The sequence below is a fragment of the Crinalium epipsammum PCC 9333 genome, from assembly GCF_000317495.1.
GTDB classification, from domain to species: domain Bacteria; phylum Cyanobacteriota; class Cyanobacteriia; order Cyanobacteriales; family PCC-9333; genus Crinalium; species Crinalium epipsammum.
Genome location: NC_019753.1, coordinates 1,898,330 through 1,915,149, shown reverse-complemented (window position 1 = coordinate 1,915,149; position 16,820 = coordinate 1,898,330). Strand labels below are relative to the sequence as shown.

The 16,820-nt window shown below is 40.4% G+C and carries 17 protein-coding genes and 1 tRNA gene; 9 read left to right on the top strand and 9 right to left on the bottom strand.

Features of this window, described 5'->3' with window-relative positions; all coding sequences use genetic code 11:
• The first annotated feature begins 95 nt into the window (after nt 1-95).
• From CRI9333_RS08120 to kaiC, 3 genes are all read left to right on the top strand, one after another.
• Nucleotides 96-1,010 (top strand): circadian clock protein KaiA, encoded by a 915-nt coding sequence (locus CRI9333_RS08120; protein WP_015202682.1) that lies wholly within the window; start codon nt 96-98, stop codon nt 1,008-1,010.
• Between the two features lie 185 nt (nt 1,011-1,195).
• The gene (kaiB, locus tag CRI9333_RS08115) at nt 1,196-1,510 is read left to right on the top strand and encodes a circadian clock protein KaiB (protein WP_015202681.1); all 315 of its coding nucleotides are present in this window, start codon (nt 1,196-1,198) and stop codon (nt 1,508-1,510) included.
• Between the two features lie 106 nt (nt 1,511-1,616).
• On the top strand, nt 1,617-3,173 hold the full coding sequence (gene kaiC, locus CRI9333_RS08110) for a circadian clock protein KaiC (protein WP_015202680.1): 1,557 nt from the start codon (nt 1,617-1,619) through the stop codon (nt 3,171-3,173).
• Between the two features lie 145 nt (nt 3,174-3,318).
• On the opposite strand, the gene CRI9333_RS08105 is transcribed toward kaiC, so the two are convergent.
• The 3 genes from CRI9333_RS08105 to CRI9333_RS08095 form a co-directional block, all read right to left on the bottom strand.
• A complete protein-coding gene (locus CRI9333_RS08105; protein WP_157462291.1) occupies nt 3,319-3,594 on the bottom strand; it encodes a DUF4351 domain-containing protein in 276 nt (91 codons plus the stop codon).
• Between the two features lie 359 nt (nt 3,595-3,953).
• Nucleotides 3,954-4,026, bottom strand: a tRNA-Arg gene (locus tag CRI9333_RS08100).
• 115 nt (nt 4,027-4,141) lie between these two features.
• On the bottom strand, nt 4,142-5,068 hold the full coding sequence (locus CRI9333_RS08095) for a hypothetical protein (RefSeq protein WP_015202679.1): 927 nt from the start codon (nt 5,066-5,068) through the stop codon (nt 4,142-4,144).
• 320 nt (nt 5,069-5,388) lie between these two features.
• On the opposite strand from CRI9333_RS08095, the gene fmt reads away from it, so the two are divergent.
• Nucleotides 5,389-6,393: a methionyl-tRNA formyltransferase gene (gene fmt, locus CRI9333_RS08090; protein ID WP_015202678.1), complete on the top strand. Its 1,005-nt coding sequence runs from the start codon at nt 5,389-5,391 to the stop codon at nt 6,391-6,393.
• Between the two features lie 7 nt (nt 6,394-6,400).
• Here the strand turns inward: fmt and CRI9333_RS08085 are convergent, their stop codons facing one another.
• From CRI9333_RS08085 to CRI9333_RS08065, 5 genes are all read right to left on the bottom strand, one after another.
• Nucleotides 6,401-6,754 carry a DUF6464 family protein gene (locus tag CRI9333_RS08085; protein WP_015202677.1) on the bottom strand — a complete coding sequence of 118 codons (354 nt, stop codon included), beginning with the start codon at nt 6,752-6,754 and terminating at the stop codon, nt 6,401-6,403.
• A 205-nt stretch (nt 6,755-6,959) separates the two neighbouring features.
• A complete protein-coding gene (locus tag CRI9333_RS08080; RefSeq protein ID WP_015202676.1) occupies nt 6,960-7,232 on the bottom strand; it encodes a DUF3143 domain-containing protein in 273 nt (90 codons plus the stop codon).
• Between the two features lie 12 nt (nt 7,233-7,244).
• Nucleotides 7,245-7,850 carry a J domain-containing protein gene (locus CRI9333_RS08075; protein WP_015202675.1) on the bottom strand — a complete coding sequence of 202 codons (606 nt, stop codon included), beginning with the start codon at nt 7,848-7,850 and terminating at the stop codon, nt 7,245-7,247.
• Between the two features lie 320 nt (nt 7,851-8,170).
• The gene (locus CRI9333_RS08070; protein ID WP_015202674.1) at nt 8,171-9,133 is read right to left on the bottom strand and encodes a protochlorophyllide reductase; all 963 of its coding nucleotides are present in this window, start codon (nt 9,131-9,133) and stop codon (nt 8,171-8,173) included.
• 311 nt (nt 9,134-9,444) lie between these two features.
• A complete protein-coding gene (locus CRI9333_RS08065) occupies nt 9,445-10,890 on the bottom strand; it encodes a bifunctional orotidine-5'-phosphate decarboxylase/orotate phosphoribosyltransferase (protein ID WP_015202673.1) in 1,446 nt (481 codons plus the stop codon).
• Between the two features lie 110 nt (nt 10,891-11,000).
• Here CRI9333_RS08065 and CRI9333_RS08060 point away from each other — a divergent pair, with 110 nt between their 5' ends.
• The 5 genes from CRI9333_RS08060 (at nt 11,001) to psbM (ending at nt 15,771) form a co-directional block, all read left to right on the top strand.
• The gene (locus CRI9333_RS08060; RefSeq protein WP_015202672.1) at nt 11,001-11,696 is read left to right on the top strand and encodes a glutathione S-transferase family protein; all 696 of its coding nucleotides are present in this window, start codon (nt 11,001-11,003) and stop codon (nt 11,694-11,696) included.
• Nucleotides 11,697-11,783: 87 nt separating this feature from the next.
• Nucleotides 11,784-13,124, top strand: a complete 1,341-nt coding sequence (locus CRI9333_RS08055) for a TIGR03279 family radical SAM protein (protein WP_015202671.1) — start codon at nt 11,784-11,786, stop codon at nt 13,122-13,124.
• 183 nt (nt 13,125-13,307) lie between these two features.
• Entirely contained in the window at nt 13,308-14,942 is a 1,635-nt protein-coding gene (locus tag CRI9333_RS08050; RefSeq protein ID WP_157462290.1) for a TolC family protein, read from the top strand.
• Nucleotides 14,943-15,113: 171 nt separating this feature from the next.
• Nucleotides 15,114-15,410, top strand: coding sequence for a 2Fe-2S iron-sulfur cluster-binding protein (locus CRI9333_RS08045; RefSeq protein WP_015202669.1), 297 nt, complete (start codon nt 15,114-15,116; stop codon nt 15,408-15,410).
• Nucleotides 15,411-15,654: 244 nt separating this feature from the next.
• Nucleotides 15,655-15,771: a photosystem II reaction center protein PsbM gene (psbM, locus tag CRI9333_RS08040; RefSeq protein ID WP_015202668.1), complete on the top strand. Its 117-nt coding sequence runs from the start codon at nt 15,655-15,657 to the stop codon at nt 15,769-15,771.
• A 99-nt stretch (nt 15,772-15,870) separates the two neighbouring features.
• On the opposite strand, the gene CRI9333_RS08035 is transcribed toward psbM, so the two are convergent.
• Nucleotides 15,871-16,719: a universal stress protein gene (locus CRI9333_RS08035; RefSeq protein ID WP_015202667.1), complete on the bottom strand. Its 849-nt coding sequence runs from the start codon at nt 16,717-16,719 to the stop codon at nt 15,871-15,873.
• Nucleotides 16,720-16,820 lie beyond the last annotated feature (101 nt).

The following is a 16,820-nucleotide window of genomic DNA, read 5'->3' as shown; positions in this document are numbered from 1 at the left end:
ATGTTAATTTTTTAAACAAGGGATCATAAATATTCTCTCTTATGAGAGATGTATGACTGCCGACAGCCAGCTAAAAACAATGACCTGCTAAAATTTTGTCTGCCCAACTATCTGTTTGTATATTCTCACGTTCGGAATTCCTTACTCAGTCATGTGAGCAAATCTTGAGTAAAGATCGCTATGATCTGACTGAGATTAATTCTACCACTGAATTTTTAGGCTTTGTTGAACAACAGAAGCATCAACTAGATTGTTTATTATTAGAAGCCGATCAAGAATTGCTGCCCAGTCTTAAGCAATTGTACGCACAACGAATGCTGCTACCAGCAGTAATTATTCAGCAGGATGTAAAGATAACAGGTAACTTACAGACACCAGTAACAGTAACGAATAATTCATCAGTCGATGAAAAATTAATGACTATAGGCAACTACTTTTACCACCCAGCAGAAGTTGTACTACCTGCGACTAAACTTAATCAGATGACACTGTTAATCGATCAGGCGATCGCGGAATTTCTGAAACCGAGTCCCAATAATTATTCACTTGATAGTGCTAAATTTAGCCCTAAACGGGAAACCCCAGATCATCTTGATTTTGACATCCAGCAACGACGGCGATTAGCTGAAAAACTTAAAGAGCGACTTGGATACCTCGCAGTTTACTACAAAAGAAGTCCTCAAAATTTCTTTCGTAATCTATCCCCCAATGAAAAAACACTGTTTTTAGACAACCTCAAATCAAAATACTGCGAAATTATTTTAACTTATTTCGATAATGACCCTAAATTAAATCAGGAAATTGATGATTTTGTCAACCTGGGTTTTTTTGCAGACCTTTCAGTTTCCCAAATTGTAGAAATCCACATGGAATTAATGGAACAATTTTCACAGCAACTAAAAATTGAAGGACGCAGCGAAGAAATTTTGTTAGACTATCGCATCACCTTAATAGATATAATTTCCCACTTGTGTGAAATGTATCGGCGTTCACTCCCTAAAGAATTATGACCTGCAAACATTCAATCATTGCAGTTATACTGTAAAATATCTAGCTATCAACCGTCATCAAGGTGATATTATTGTTTAATTTAAGCAATAATAAGCGAAAACGTCTAATTCTCAAAAAAGTTTAACTAACTACTAAATGTTTAAGTTATACTTACAAACTTGTAGCAATTATAACAAACTTATGTATGCGTCCGTTAAATAAAATATATGTTTTAAAGCTCTATGTTGCTGGTAATACTCCCAACTCTCAACGAGCATTGAAAACACTAAAAAATATTCTTGAGAATGAATTTAAAGGAGTCTATGCTCTCAAAGTAATTGATGTCTTGAAAAATCCTCAACTTGCCGAAGAAGATAAAATTCTTGCAACTCCTACCTTAGCCAAAATATTACCCCCACCCGTGAGAAAAATTATTGGTGATTTATCAGATAGAGAAAAAGTTTTAATCGGATTGGATCTTTTATACGAAGATATTAGTGAATTAGAAGCTGATTTATAGCTCTGCTCCAATTTGATGATCAAACAGTATATGTAAGCCGAATAGCGATCTAGCTATGAGATTAATTGTAATTTGTAATTAAATTTCAAATTTTGTAAATTCAGTTATGGATAAACTTAATTCAACCCCGCAACCCGCAGAAGAGCCAGCTATCGGAGTCCAAAAAATTAGGACAATGATTGAAGGATTCGATGATATTACTCATGGCGGTTTACCTGCTGGAAGAGCAACAATTGTCAGTGGAACTTCTGGCACTGGTAAAACAATGTTAGCTGTGCAATTTGTCTACAATGGCATCAGCAACTTTAATGAACCAGGCATATTTGTCACATTTGAAGAATCTCCTAGCGATATTATTAAAAACGCTTACAGCTTTGGCTGGGATTTACAAAAATTAATTAATGAAGGCAAGCTATTTGTGCTTGATGCTTCCCCAGACCCAGAAGGTCAGGAAGTTGTTGGTCATTTTGACCTTTCTGCCTTAATTGAGCGTATTCAGTACGCAATTCAGAAATATAAAGCCAAGCGTGTTTCTATCGACTCAGTAACAGCCGTATTTCAACAATATGATGCCGCCTCAGTTGTGAGGCGCGAAATTTTTCGTTTAGTTGCTCGGCTCAAACAACTAGGCGTTACCACAATTATGACAACTGAGCGCGTAGAAGAATATGGACCAGTAGCGCGATATGGAGTAGAAGAATTTGTTTCAGATAACGTTGTAATTGTTCGCAACGTATTAGAAGGAGAACGCCGTCGTCGGACGATGGAAATTCTCAAACTGCGTGGTACAACTCACATGAAAGGTGAGTATCCATTTACGATTACTAATAACGGAATTAATATTTTTCCATTGGGAGCTATGCGACTCACCCAGCGTTCTTCCAATATCCGTGTATCTTCAGGTGTTAAAACCCTAGATGAAATGTGCGGTGGTGGATTTTTCAAAGATTCAATTATTTTAGCAACAGGCGGTACTGGTACTGGTAAAACCTTACTTGTAAGTAAGTTTTTACAAGAAGGTTGTATGTCAGGTGAGCGTGCTATTCTATTTGCTTTTGAAGAATCACGCGCTCAACTATCTCGTAATGCTTCTTCTTGGGGAATTAATTTTGAGGAATTAGAAAGGAAAGGCTTACTAAAAATCCTCTGTACTTACCCAGAATCAGCAGGATTAGAAGATCATTTGCAAACTATTAAATCTGAAATTGCTGAATTTCAACCCTCTAGAATTGCCATTGATTCACTTTCAGCCTTAGATAGAGGTGCTAGCAACAATGCTTTCAGACAGTTTGTAATTGGGATTACAGGATATGCCAAACAAGAAGAAATAACAGGATTTTTCACTAATACAACAAATCAATTTATGGGGTCTCATTCTATTACTGAATCTCATATTTCTACAATTACAGACACAATTATCTTGTTGCAGTATGTAGAAATTAGAGGAGAAATGTCTCGTGCGATCAACGTTTTTAAAATGCGTGGTTCATGGCACGATAAAGGCATCCGTGAATACACAATCAGTAAAGAGGGTCCTGAAATCAAAGATTCTTTCCGCAACTATGAAGGGATTATTAGTGGTTCACCCAGCCGCATTTCTATTGATGAGAAAAGCGAGTTGTCTCGGATTGTTAAAGGGGTTAGAGATAAGATTGGCGAATAAGTTTAAAACTAGAAGAGCTTTTTAATATAACAACAGCGCCCCTACGGGAATTTTGTGTTTGATTGTATATAGCGATCGCACTAAATTTTATACTATTAATGGGAGATGTGCGATCGCATGATTGCTCAGAACCGAAATTGCTCAATTACTCTCTGGGATACCCCAACCAAGCATCTAAATCTTCAATTTCTGAAAAATCTAAAACATCTGCCGTTAACTCTTCTAATTGTTGCAAAGATAACTGGTTGATTCTAGCTTCTAGTCGCGACTCAAGATCACCAAATTTACGTCGCAATATAACCATGACTATTCTCAAAGCTTCTTCTTGTCTACCTTCTTGTCTACCTTCTTGCCTACCTTCCCTTAAACCTGCTTGTTTCCCTTCTTCTAGAATACTTTGGTAAACAGTTGATTCGCGCATAATATCCTCCCGAAATAAAGAACGTATTAACTTATTTTCAAACCGCAATCCTGCTAATATTTCTGTACAAGCTGTAATCCCCTGTAACTGTTCGCTATCATCAATTTGGTTGACTTGAGACGCAACTTGGGTTAATAACTCTGTGGGTGAATTACTTTTAGTTAAAGGGGCAAAAGGTAATAGCGCCGGAGTATTTAAAAATAAGCTAGGTTCTTCATAATCCAGGTACGCAACCTGTCAAGATAGAAGTATTGCAAGCTGATGGTGCAATATCTAAGCAACAGACATTGTTAAAGCCCAGCTAAAAAAAGGACAAATACTTGTCAACACGGACAAATAATTTATCAATCGACAACAAACGAGTATGGAGGGACTCGAACCCCCGACCATCAAGCCCGGAACCTGATGCTCTATCCACTGAGCTACATACCCTAATTTATAGATATTATAACACCTCTAGGATGCTATGAGAAAAAAAATAAGTATGAAAGACCAAAACTGAGCGATCTTTCATACTTGATAAGAGGCGCTGAAAAAACCTTACGAACTACCAATGAGCTTGAGGTCCAGCCCAAAGAAACTTAACCAGTTTGCCAGCCAACACAGGTTGGTCGTCACTGGCAGCAACGGTTTGACCCTTCATATCAACAGCCCACTGCGGCCACTGTTCATCGCCCAAATTTCCCGCACGGAATAGAACTTGACCTGGATTGCTTTGGCTCCAACCTAATAACACAGCAGTACTGTACTCACTCTCTTGAGGAGATACTGTGCTGATTGTATTTGTTTCCCGATCCCAAACAACTGCATAATCAGAGGCATCTGAGGTGCTAAACAAACCTTCAAGCTGCCGTGCAAGTAAGCGCGATCCTGTTGCAGACCACGATACGGGCATCAGAACCGCAATTGAACCTGGGCTATTTTGATTACCCTCGACAAGCGAATGCTCAACCACAGGAGAAGAAGCACTCAGCTTTTGCAATTCCCCAGTTTTCAAATTTTCTAAAAACATCACACTGCTAACACGGCTGCGATACAGTTCTGGTTCTGCATCAATTTGAATCCGGCTGTAAGCAGCATATTCACCATCAGGAGAAACTACAGAGCGGGTGCGGTAGTAGCGTACCCCAGACCCACCGTTAGCAGTAACTTCAGCGTGAGTATCTAACACCCACTTCCAAGGTACGGGATGGGGGCTATCAAGGGGATCACTCTGCAAGGATGCCTGAGCCGCGTCAGGAGAAGCATCAACTTCATTAGTTAAGCGGCTGTTCTTAGCCACCTCTTTTCCAAAACCAATTTCTGCCTGATCGAGATTGACCATCCCAATTCCTAAATTGGCAACCCCAAATCCATAATTAAGTACGTTGGGGATCTCTGGGTAAATCTCAGGAGGCTGAAAAGAGGGTACGTTCGATGAACTGTCTTCAGCAAAAATAGTAATATCAGCCAGTGCTGATTGACTGGGAGCCATCAACAGTGCTGCTGCTACGAGAGGAAGGTATGGTTGGGAGCAGAACCATCCTAAGTGGGGTATGCGTTTGAACATGGGGTAGGGTCAGGTTGCGAGACGGCGCTTCTTGTGTGAGGAGGAACGCCCAAGGCCCAGTGCAGAGTCCTCTATGTTATGTATACCAATTTAAGTAGCCTTATAGTTACTTCGTAGGTAAAATTTCACGAGAGTTTACCAAATTTTTGATTTTCTTCAACTTTGCTACATAATTTTGCCTGACTCGCTACGGGTTAAATGTATGCTCATGCTAGGTTTTATATGGTTTCCAGCTTAAAATTTATATGAAAGTAGTTTTTTTTGGCACTCCTCAGTTTGCGGTGTCTACTTTAGAAAAGTTAGTAATTCATCCAAAATTTGACGTTTTGGGGGTAGTTACTCAGCCTGATAAACGACGCGGGCGTGGCAACCAGATGATCCCCTCACCAGTAAAAGCTGTAGCCTTAGCTCAACAACTTCCAGTTTGGCAACCCCAACGCCTCAAAAAAGATGCCGAAACTCTTAACCAACTAAAACAGCTAGAAGCAGATGTCTTTGTGGTTGTAGCTTATGGGCAAATTCTTTCTCAAGAGATTTTGGATATGCCTGCCCTAGGCTGCATTAATGTTCATGGGTCAATTTTGCCTAAGTATCGGGGTGCTGCTCCCATCCAAAGGTCTATTGCTAATGGTGAGGCTGAAGCTGGAATCACGACAATGCTAATGGATGCTGGTATGGATACTGGTTCAATGCTGCTCCAAGCTTCTATACCGATTCAGCTACTAGATAATGCTCATCAATTGGCTCTCACGCTTTCTATTGTAGGAGCAGATTTGTTAGTAGAAACTTTGGTTAAACTAGAGCGCCAGGAAATTCAACCAATGCCACAAGACTCTGCCCAAGCAACTTATGCGCCACTAATTCAAAAGCAAGATTATTATCTCAATTGGTCGCACAAGGCAATAGATTTACACAATCAAATTCGGGGATTATATCCAGACTGTGTGGCGAAATTTCGGAACGAAATGCTGAAAATTACTGCTACGGCTCCAATAGGTGCAGCTTACGGGTCTGCTCTACCTCCAAAGTTACAGGCTTTAGAGGATAATTTGTCTTTGTCTTCTGTTTCAGGAAAAGCTGGAGAAGTGGTCAGTATTGCTAAGAAGTTAGGACCAATAGTTCAAACGGGTGAGGGGCTATTATTGCTGCTGGAAGTGCAAATGGCAGGTAAACGTATACAGTCGGGTTGGGATTTTGTTAATGGGATGCGGCTATCTGTAGGTGAAGTTTTAGAAGGTTTTGAGTTGTGAAGAAAATTTACAAATGTTCATAGAAGCGGCAGCGATCGCACGGACCTTGTGGATTTACTGCACAGCGAAGTAGTTCTGAGTGAGCATTGAAGCGACAATTAGCATCTCCTAGTACCCAGTGTCCATTTACAAGACTTTGTTCTGTAGGTCTGGGTGCAGATTGAACGTATAGAGCAATTTTTTGTAACTGATAGCGACCTGATCTAAGTTGATATTGGTGGCGACGTTCTAAAATTGCGTAGGTTTTTCCTTCAATATCGAGATAATTACCTGGCTGTGGTGTCCAATCTAGTTTAATGTTACCAATGGTTTGACGTGGGTGCGTCAAAATTACCTCGGTTGGTAAAGAGTTTGATTCCATAGCTTACTAAATGTTATGCTAACTCCATCTTCTAAGTATCGCACCCACTGTTAAGGGCTAACAGTCGGAACAAAGTTAATCGTGCGATCGCATCACAATTAACAATAAATATTCCCCAAAATTAACGTCAAATCTTGGCGTGCACTGGACTGATATCTAATTTTTGGAGAAGTTTATTGATAATTGATAATTGTTAATTGATTCTCTAGGGACCTGCGAAAACAGCTTGCTCAATATCCTTACGAGTCAGGGAATATTTGAAAGAGCGTTGAATATCGCGTCCACCTTCACCTGCATTGAGATAACGCACAGTTAACTCTTCAATATCGAGAAATAACTCTGCTTTCCAAGACGGGAATGCGATTCGCCAGCAGTGTAATTCGGTGCGGTCTTGTTCACATCCTTGAGATCTCAGCCATTGCTCAATGTCAGGTAAGGGATGGTTATATAGAGGTGTATTAGCAGGTGGCAGGGTCATAATAATTTGTGATTACTTTTTGCGTTGATCAACAGGGGATGGTGCTGAGAAGATCTCAAACTTTCGATTAGTGACTTTTTGAGGTTTAGCTACCAACTGCTGTGGGGCGCTAGGTGTGGTAATGGTATTAGTATTTAAACCTGAAACTTGGAAGGCAGATTCTCCCCTAGTAAGTCCAATTGCGATCGCTAACAATATACAACCTAAAAATGTCAAACCCAAAATAAACAAAGCAAACAGTTCTCCAGCAGAGAGGGGGCGATCTGTTGGATCTAAATAAGCAGACGATGAGTACTTGGCTTGTGATACCGAACGGTTTAAGTTTGAGGGAGCCTGTATAACACTAATCCGAGAATAGCCAATCTTTTGATCATAAGCTTGGCGGCGCTCTGGGCTACTAAGAGTAGCATAAGCCTCATTTAGCTGCTGGAATTTAGCAGTTGCTACTTTGGCAGGTAACTCGGTGGTATCAGGGTGATAACGCTTGCTTAATGTGATGTAAGCACGGCGAATTTCCAGCGCCGAAGCAGCAGGATGTAATCCTAGCAAAGCGTAATAACTTTCTTTATATCGCCCTGCCCAGGTTGGCGTTTTTTGCTTGGCGCTGTTTTGAGTCACCGCAGTTTTAAGCTTAGTTGCAAAGGTTTTTTGATTATTTTAAAGCTAAAGCTTTGATCTGTGTTGGCACTAAGAGCCTATCTTTCAAAGTGCTTTTAAGAGATTTTAACCGCAGATAAACGCAGATAAACGCAGATATCTTCTCCCATTAACTATTTTTAGGATAGGCTCTAAAGCCTAGTTGGAAACCGGAATAGGGAATTTCAGGATAGCAGTTCATTAATTTGATGTGGAGATGCGATTCTCTCAAAGAAAGGCTATAGCCTTCGACATAGCTATAGCCTGACGATAGAAACGTGCTAACTTTTAGTTTGGTTTGGTTAGTAAACTCTAACTAGCTTTGCGCTTAGATCCCACATCCGCTCGGCTTTTTCATCATCGCGAGCTTGTGGAGAAACCTTTTGCACAAATGACTTGCCTTCTTTCTTCTGGCGATTTCCCCAACTCCAATATGCACCAGATTGCTTGTATTCAGGATCGGCAACTACTGCGGCAACCCGCTCACCTGACAATTCCTGAGACACATATCCACCAGTGATGTATTTTTGGAACAATGGGAAAATTTTCTGAAATAAAGGATAGTGGTTGCGGAATAGGGGAGTTTCTGCAACACATCCAGGGTAGAGAGAAGTGAAGGTAATGCCTGTTGATTCGTGATAGCGTCGATGCAATTCCCGCATCGTTAGCACGTTGCAAACTTTGCTATCTTTATACGCCTTGACAGGTTCAAACTGTTTACCATCAATCATTGAGATTGGCTCTTGAAATCCGGCTTCAAAACCTTCAAAATTTCCTAAGTCTGGACGTGGTGGAATCTTCCCACCCAATTCATCTGGGTTGTGGGTGACAGTACCCAAAATTACAAGTCTGCGGTCTGGATGTGATGACTTCTTGAGATCCTCCAGCATCAGGTTACACAGCAAGAAATGACCGAGGTGATTGGTGGTTACGGTCAACTCGTATCCTTCTGGGCTACGCAATGGCTCTTTTATAAGGGGCATATAAATTGCGGCATTGCACACCAAAGCGTCCAGGGATAGACCACGCGCCCTAAAATTGTCTACAAACCGTCGAACGCTATCTAAAGAGCCTAGATCGATATGTATCAAGGTGTAGCTACCTTGGGGTATTCCGACGGTTTCGGCTGCTTTTTGCGCTTTATCTAAATCTCTACAGCCCATTACCACGTGCCATCCCCGTTTAGCAAGTGCTAAGGCACCGTACAAGCCGACCCCAGATGAGGCTCCCGTGATTACGACCGTTGATTTCAGATCTTGTGCCATGCTGTTTAGAATTCAGTTCACCATTGTTGACTAATTCTAGGATCTCATACCACGATCGCCATCTGTTGTTATTTTTTTTAGCTACCCTATGGTTGTCTTACGCTATACCTTCCACAACTTAACAATAAACCTCTTGGATAAATCAACTTTTGGATAATTAACCACAGATGCACACAGATAAACACAGATGGAATGACTAAAGATGCTTGTTGAGATGCGCTGGATCTACGAATGAAAAACGTATTTGTAATTCTGAAATCTTGGAAATCGCTTACATCCAAGCAAACAATCAAAAAGAGCGTCTGTACACTCTACACTTCATCAAAAGCCCTATATTGCTCTTCATTAATGCGTCCTGCTTCGTACAAAGTTTGGGTAATTTCAGAAATTGTTAAAATTGCGATCGCTCGATAACCATTTGCTCGTAATCTGTCTTTTACTCCTTGTTCATGATCCATAAACACTACAATGTCATTAACTTTTAACCCAGCAGATTTTAATTTTTCTGCCCCTTCCATTGCACTTTTACCACTAATCAAAATGTCATCGACTACAACAACTGTTTCCCCTGGCTCGAAATTACCCTCAATTACCCGCCGACTTCCATGAGCTTTTACTTCTTTACGAGGGAAAATCATTGGGCGATTTAATCGCAAGGATAAACCAGTTGCAGTAGGTAAAGAACCGTATGGAATACCTGCAATTCTGTCAAATTTTAAATCTTTGAGGACATCGGCATAAGCATTTAAAATCTGATGAAAAATTTGAGGATTAGAAATAATTTTACGCAAATCTATGTAATATGGGAATGTTGCCCCAGATGCTTGAACAAATTCGCCAAACATAATGCAACCAATATCATAAAGTTGCAAGATTAAATCTAAATAAGGATGTTGATTTACTAAACAAACGTTGGGCAACCATACAGAACAGGTTGAGGCATCCTCAATAATTTTATTTCGGGTTTGATTAATTTCTTGATTTAAAGATTGAATTTGCTCAGATAAATTATCACTTCCTAACATATCTTGTGGGACAGGAATTAATAAGCCGTCACCGTTTACGTTTAATCCTGCTGTCAAAATATTACTCAGGTTGCTGCCTTCTGACCAAATACTACGCGCTAAAATAACTCTTTCTGGAGCAACTTCACGAATACGTGCTAAAACTTCAGGTGATGTGGTTCCTACTTCTAAACCTAATTGTTCTGGAGTAGCCCAATTTTTTGCTTCTTTTACTACTTGCAAATAAAGCGGCGATTCCGTTGTGGGATACTCTTGTAAAGCTATTGCTGCGGGGTTAGATGTACGGCAAAGAACAAATACTGCTTTGTCGGGATAAACTAAGAATGGTGCTACATGATCTTGCCCTGCATAAGGACTAACAGTAATTGCATCAACTTGCCATTGTTCAAATACAGTTTTAGCAAAGATAGTACTGGTATTAATGTCGCTGTGTTTGGCATCTAAAATAATCGGAATGTCGGCAGGAATAGCAGCTAAGGTAAGTTGTAATAGTTCTAATCCATGAATTCCCAATGCTTGATAAAAGCCAAGGGTAGGTTTATAAGCACACACTTGATCAGCCGTTTGGGAGATGATGACTTGCAGCCAGTCCCACAAAATATTAGTGATGCTGTCTATGTCTCCTGGGGGGTAATAGCGACTCGGCAGCATCTCTACATTGGGATCAAGCCCTACAAATAGTAGGCTTTGGTTACGTGCGATCGCACCATTCAATTTATCAAAAAAATTCATCTGAAATCCCCCTTTATTGGTGTTTAAGATAGCAAGTTAGCCTGTGATACTTTATCTAGTCTTGGTTTAGCATCAATTTATAAGTACCAACAAATTAAGTAAGTTTTAATATGGCTGAAATTGAAATTTACAGTGCCGCCGCTTGCCCTTACGCTCATCGCACCAGGTTAGCATTGCTAGAAAAGGGTATAAATTTTAAAGTTATCGAAATTGATTTAAACAATAAGCCAGATTGGTTCAAGAATATTTCACCATATAGCAAAGTGCCAGTAATTAAACATGGCAATGATTGTATATGGGAATCCTCAATTATTAATGAGTATCTTGATGAAGTATTCCCTGAACCGCCATTAATGCCAACAATACCAGGACAAAGAGCGATCGCACGGATTTGGATCGATTTTTTTAACAATAAATTGTTGCCCGCATTTTATAAAATATTGCTAAACCAAGATATTGCCCAACAACAGCACTGGGCGCAAGAGTTAAAAAATCATCTATTGTTCATGGAACAAGAAGGTATAAGTAAGTTATCTACCGATGGCAGTTATTGGTTCGGTAAATCTTTCAGCTTGGTTGATCTATCGTTGTATCCTTGGTTTGAGCGTTGGTGTGTGCTTGAGCATTATCGTGATTTTTTCCTACCATCTGAGTGCGATCGCCTGCAACAATGGTGGACAGCAATGAGTGTGCGTGAGTCTGTTGCATCAATCAAACAGTCCCCAGATTTCTACATTCCGCAATACAGCAAATACGCCAACGGTACCGCGTCAGGTATTACTGCACAAGAAATGCGACGAGTTTAATAAATATGACTTCCCATGAAAAGTCAGATCCAGGCTGAGTCAGGCTTAAAATAAAGATGGATATAGCCTCATCCCTGATTAGCCGCAATGAGTGAAGTTTCAATTCGTCCCGCATTAATTACAAAAGTTATTCCCAACACGATTGCTGCTGAGGTAGGATTTGAAGTAGGCGATCGCATCGTTTCTATTAACGGTCAACATCCCCGCGACTTGATCGATTATCAATTCTTCTGCGCCGATGAAGTCTTAGAATTGGAAGTAATCGACACGGCTGGTAAAACCCATGAAATTGAAATTGAAAAAGACTATGACGAAGATTTAGGCTTAGAGTTTGAAACAGCCTTATTTGACGGTCTAATTCAATGTAATAACCGTTGCCCTTTCTGTTTTATTGACCAGCAACCGCCTGGGAAACGGCAATCTTTATACTACAAAGATGATGATTACCGCCTCAGCTTTCTTTACGGTAGTTATCTTACCTTAACTAATCTTACTAAAAAGGAATGGGACAGAATTGAACAGATGCGACTGTCTCCCTTATATGTATCTGTTCATGCTACAGAAGCCGAAATACGCAGTCGTCTACTCAAAAATACTCGCGCAGGGCAAATTTTAGATCAGTTGCGCTGGTTTCAAAAGCGACGTTTACAAATTCATGCTCAAGTAGTTGTCTGTCCTGGGATTAATGATGGTGATCACTTAGAGCGAACTTTGTTAGATTTAGCATCATTTTACAAAGGTGAAGTCCCAGCAGTTGCTTCTGTAGCAGTTGTTCCCGTTGGTTTAACCCGTTTTCGTCCCGAAGCCGATGAACTAACGCCAGTAACGCCAGAAAAAGCCGCAGAAGTGATCAATCAAGTGACTTCTCTGCAAAATAAATTCCGCAAATCTTTTGGTACAACTTTTGCCTGGATTGCTGATGAGTGGTTTTTAATAGCTGGTCTTGAGTTACCGCCTACCTCTCATTACGAAGATTATCCCCAATTAGGTAACGGTGTTGGTTCTATTCGTCGTTTCCTCCAAGAATTTCAGGAAACAGCTAAAGCCAAGTTACCTTCACAAGTTTCCCCACCCAGAAGATTTACTTGGGTAGTCGGTAACGCAGTAGAAAAAGCATTTCAACCGCTTGTTCAACAATTAAATCAGGTTGAAGGTTTAGAAGTAAATCTCGCAGCATTAAATAGCGATTATTGGGGGAGAGATATCACGGTTACTGGCTTGTTGACAGGTCAAGATTTACTACAGAAGTTGCAAGGAAAAGATTTAGGGGATGCTATTTTACTTCCTTCTGTAATGCTCAAACATGATGAAGCTAAATTTTTAGATGATATGACAGTTGCAGAACTCGCCAATCAATTAGAAATAAGGATCTTTCCTATTAGTGGAATAGAAGAGTTGATTAACAGTTGTATAGAACATAGCACTTAGGTATTTTAACCTGCGTCCTAAAAAAATATAAAAAACTTTGAAAATTTGAAAAAAGCTTATTTAGCACGAAAAAACTACAATTAATCCTGCACTTGATCGTTTCTCTTCTATTTTTGTAGACATTGGGTAATGGTAATTTAACATTCATGCCCTACACGCACTCTGATTAAAATACAACTTGATATGAGCAAAAATCGGATGTCAAAGCTTAATCATTCTTTAAATGCACTAGGCACAAGTTTTCTGGCTTTCGGTGTAGGTGCAATTAGTACTCTTAGCAATACAAAACTGGGTATTGCACAAATACCATCCCAAATTATGCCGTCAGAAAATTTATCAGATAGTAACCAACTATTGATACAGAATGGCAGCAGTAGGGAATTGCGTGTAGCACAAGCAAACACACCATCTAGAAGTCAACCTCCAAGGATTCCATCAGGTATTAACCAGCCATTAATACAGAATGGCAGCATCTCGGTTCCTGATTTTCTTAATCCCAATCCGAATCGTCTGCAATTGCCTACAAAACCGGAAGAAGTTCGGATTAATCAAGTCCAACCTATTACTTTACAACAAGCAATTGAGTTAGCACGGCGCAATAACCGGACATTACAAACTACTGTTTTGACATTAGAGCGTAGTCAAGCGGCTGTAAGAGAAGCACTAGCAGCTAGATCTCCTACTGTCGGTGTGCAAGGAGACTTGACTCGCTCCAATTCGGCTAACTCTGAGTTATCCCGTAGACAACAACCAGAGCAATTGCGTAGCGAAAATACAGCATCAAACACCTTCAACAGTACATTGCAACTAAATTACGATCTTTTAAACTCAGGGCGACGCACGGCACGGATTAGGGCAGCAGAGGAACAAGTGCGTTTCAATCAGTTAGATGTGCAACGCCAGTCTGAACAAGTGAGTTTAGATGTCAGCAATGCTTACTACGATCTGCAACAGGCAGATGAACAAGTAAATATTGCTGAAGCTTCTGTCAGAGATACTCAAAGAAGTCTCCGTGATGCTCAGTTGTTGGAAAGAGCCGGGTTAGGTACTCAATTTGATGTTCTCAGGGCGCAAGTGGAACTTGCCAACGCTAATCAAGAATTAGTCAGAGCTAGAAATCAACAAAGCCTTGCTCGCCGTCAATTAGTGCAAATATTAAGTTTGTCTCCTACGGTGGAAGTGACAGCAGCAGATCCCATTGCAGTTGCAGGATCTTGGAATCTTTCGTTGGAGCAAAGTATTGTCCTCGCGCTCAAAAATCGCGCCGAGTTAGAACAGCAGTTGGCACGACGCAATATTAGTCAACAGCAGGAAAGAATTGCTTTAGCTGATATCAGACCGCAAGTAAATTTATTTGCTAACTACAATATTTTAGATGTGTTAACCGATAATGTAGGCTTTGCTGATGGTTATAACTTGGGAGCAAGGGTAACATGGAATTTTTTGGATGGTGGGGCGGCAAGAGCTAGAGCGCAACAGGAGAGAATTAATCAGGCGATCGCAGAAACGTCTTTCGCTGATGTCAGTAATCAAGTCCGTTTGCAGGTAGAACAAGGTTTTTTCAACTTAAATTCTAGTAGGGAAAATATACAAACTGCCTCTGTTGCCTTAGAACAAGCAACAAAAAGCTTAGAACTGGCTCGTTTGCGCTTTAATGCAGGGGTAGGCACGCAAACCGATGTAATCACTGCTCAAACTGAGTTAACTCGTGCTAGAGGCAACCGACTGCGGGCAATTATCGACTACAATCGTGGCTTGGCATCTCTGCAACGCGCTATTAGCAATTTCTCTACCAATACTCTTTCTATTACTCGTTAGCTAATAATAATTTGCTAAAAAAACTTGCTGCTTACGGTCAAAAATTGCGCTTTTTGGCAGTTATTGCTCATTGGTGGCAAAATATCGACGGAAAAATGCAAATATAACTTTGCCAGATATGTAAAAATTATTAATAATTCTTAATAAGACTAATTAAAAGCAGGAACGGGGATGACTAGCATCAAATTTGTTAAAGAAAATAAAGAAGCAATCGTTGCTAATGGAGCCAACTTAAGGGAGAAAATATTAGAAAACGGTATTGATCTCTATACGTTTAAAGGGAAATTGATGAATTGTGGTGGCTACGGTCAATGTGGCACCTGCGTTGTCGAGATTGTAGAAGGGTTAGAGAATCTTTCGCCTCGCACTGAGTTTGAAAACAGCAAACTCAAGAAAAAACCTGAGAACTACAGGTTAGCCTGTCAAACTATAGTGAATGGGGCTATAAGTGTAAAAACCAAGCCTTAATAAAAGTTATCAGCCATCAGTTGGATAATTTGGGTTCAGTGTCCCCACCGTACACCTGATAACTGTTTACTGGTAACTGCTTGAACGTAAACCTTTTTAAGTCTCAGCCCTTCCAGTACAAAGACTTTTTTACTCGCCCCTACAGCAAGCGATAAAAATTCCAACTATCAGGAGAAGTTTCAAAAGGATAATGAATGATATGCTAGTGAGTGTTAAAGTTAAATAAATTAGAGACATTAGGCAAATGCAAGTTAATGATCTAGGCTTTGTTGCCAGTCTTTTGTTTGTGCTAGTTCCTGCTTTATTCCTAGTAATTTTGTACATTCAAACTGCTAGTCGCGAAAGCAACAAAAATTCTTGATAGTTTGATTTACTACAAAACGCCCCCATCAAAGCTTTAATTGCTATGGTGGGGGCATTTTGATCTAATTAACAATTATCAGTGACCAGGCACCAACTTTTACGCGGATGTGCGTGCTAACAGTACAGGGCAGTTAGCATAAACCCTGACATAATCTGATATAGATCTTCCCAGTAGACGATCTAAGTCAGGTAAGCTCTGAGCAATGGAGGGACGGCGCTCCGGGGAACCAAGCACTAATAAATCAACGTTTGATTCTTCTGCCAATCTACAGATTTCTTCAGCAGGATTGCCGCTACTGGTAATACAACGGTAAGCAACTCCCTGTTTTTTTGCTTCTGCTATTGCTGGTGCTAAAACTGGATCTTGTTCGGCATTGCTTGTTGATATTTCCTGAGCTTTTTTCTTGTCAGGGTTGATGTGTACCAGTACCAGTTGCCCTCCTTTAATATCTCGCAGCAAGGAAAGTGCTTGCCCAAGGGCGCTTTTAGCGGTATTAGATTTATCTATTGGCACCATGATGCGGTTAATCCTTTTGACGTACACATCGTCTTTGACTAACAACATGGGACGAGAAGTTAACTGGAATACATACTGGCTGACGGAATTCTCTAAAATTGATTCCAGGCGCTTTAGCCCGCGTGAACCCATAATAATTAAATCAGAGCCTTCTTCATCAGCAACTTGGCAAACTGTATCTTTAGGATCTCCCTGTTTGAGCCTAGCGTTGACTTTGCTAGGATCTAAATTCAAGTTTTTAATTGCTGAGGCGAGAATCTTGCCGCCCTCTTCTAATTTGGCAGACATCGCGTCGGCAGTAACTTGAGGAGGAACAACGTGCAAGACGGTGACATTTGCTTGTTGAATGGATGGGATTTCCATCAACATTTTTAACATTTCTTCACATTTGCCCAAGCCAGCAACAGTGATCAGTATTTTTTGAATCATCGAAAAACCTGGGTAGAAACCCCGTCCTGCGCTGCGAAGCAGGACGGCTTTACAAATAAGCGTGCTTTCGCGATATAATAAATATATTGCGAACACAAGTG

Coding starts and splice junctions, on each gene's coding strand:
- kaiB (WP_015202681.1), top strand. CDS start 1,196: ATGCGTCCGTTAAATAAAATATATGTTTTAAAGCTCTATGTTGCTGGT.
- kaiC (WP_015202680.1), top strand. CDS start 1,617: ATGGATAAACTTAATTCAACCCCGCAACCCGCAGAAGAGCCAGCTATC.
- CRI9333_RS08105 (WP_157462291.1), bottom strand. CDS start 3,594: ATGCGCGAATCAACTGTTTACCAAAGTATTCTAGAAGAAGGGAAACAA.
- CRI9333_RS08095 (WP_015202679.1), bottom strand. CDS start 5,068: ATGGCTCCCAGTCAATCAGCACTGGCTGATATTACTATTTTTGCTGAA.
- fmt (WP_015202678.1), top strand. CDS start 5,389: ATGAAAGTAGTTTTTTTTGGCACTCCTCAGTTTGCGGTGTCTACTTTA.
- CRI9333_RS08085 (WP_015202677.1), bottom strand. CDS start 6,754: ATGGAATCAAACTCTTTACCAACCGAGGTAATTTTGACGCACCCACGT.
- CRI9333_RS08080 (WP_015202676.1), bottom strand. CDS start 7,232: ATGACCCTGCCACCTGCTAATACACCTCTATATAACCATCCCTTACCT.
- CRI9333_RS08070 (WP_015202674.1), bottom strand. CDS start 9,133: ATGGCACAAGATCTGAAATCAACGGTCGTAATCACGGGAGCCTCATCT.
- CRI9333_RS08065 (WP_015202673.1), bottom strand. CDS start 10,890: ATGAATTTTTTTGATAAATTGAATGGTGCGATCGCACGTAACCAAAGC.
- CRI9333_RS08060 (WP_015202672.1), top strand. CDS start 11,001: ATGGCTGAAATTGAAATTTACAGTGCCGCCGCTTGCCCTTACGCTCAT.
- CRI9333_RS08055 (WP_015202671.1), top strand. CDS start 11,784: ATGAGTGAAGTTTCAATTCGTCCCGCATTAATTACAAAAGTTATTCCC.
- CRI9333_RS08050 (WP_157462290.1), top strand. CDS start 13,308: ATGAGCAAAAATCGGATGTCAAAGCTTAATCATTCTTTAAATGCACTA.
- CRI9333_RS08045 (WP_015202669.1), top strand. CDS start 15,114: ATGACTAGCATCAAATTTGTTAAAGAAAATAAAGAAGCAATCGTTGCT.
- psbM (WP_015202668.1), top strand. CDS start 15,655: ATGCAAGTTAATGATCTAGGCTTTGTTGCCAGTCTTTTGTTTGTGCTA.
- CRI9333_RS08035 (WP_015202667.1), bottom strand. CDS start 16,719: ATGATTCAAAAAATACTGATCACTGTTGCTGGCTTGGGCAAATGTGAA.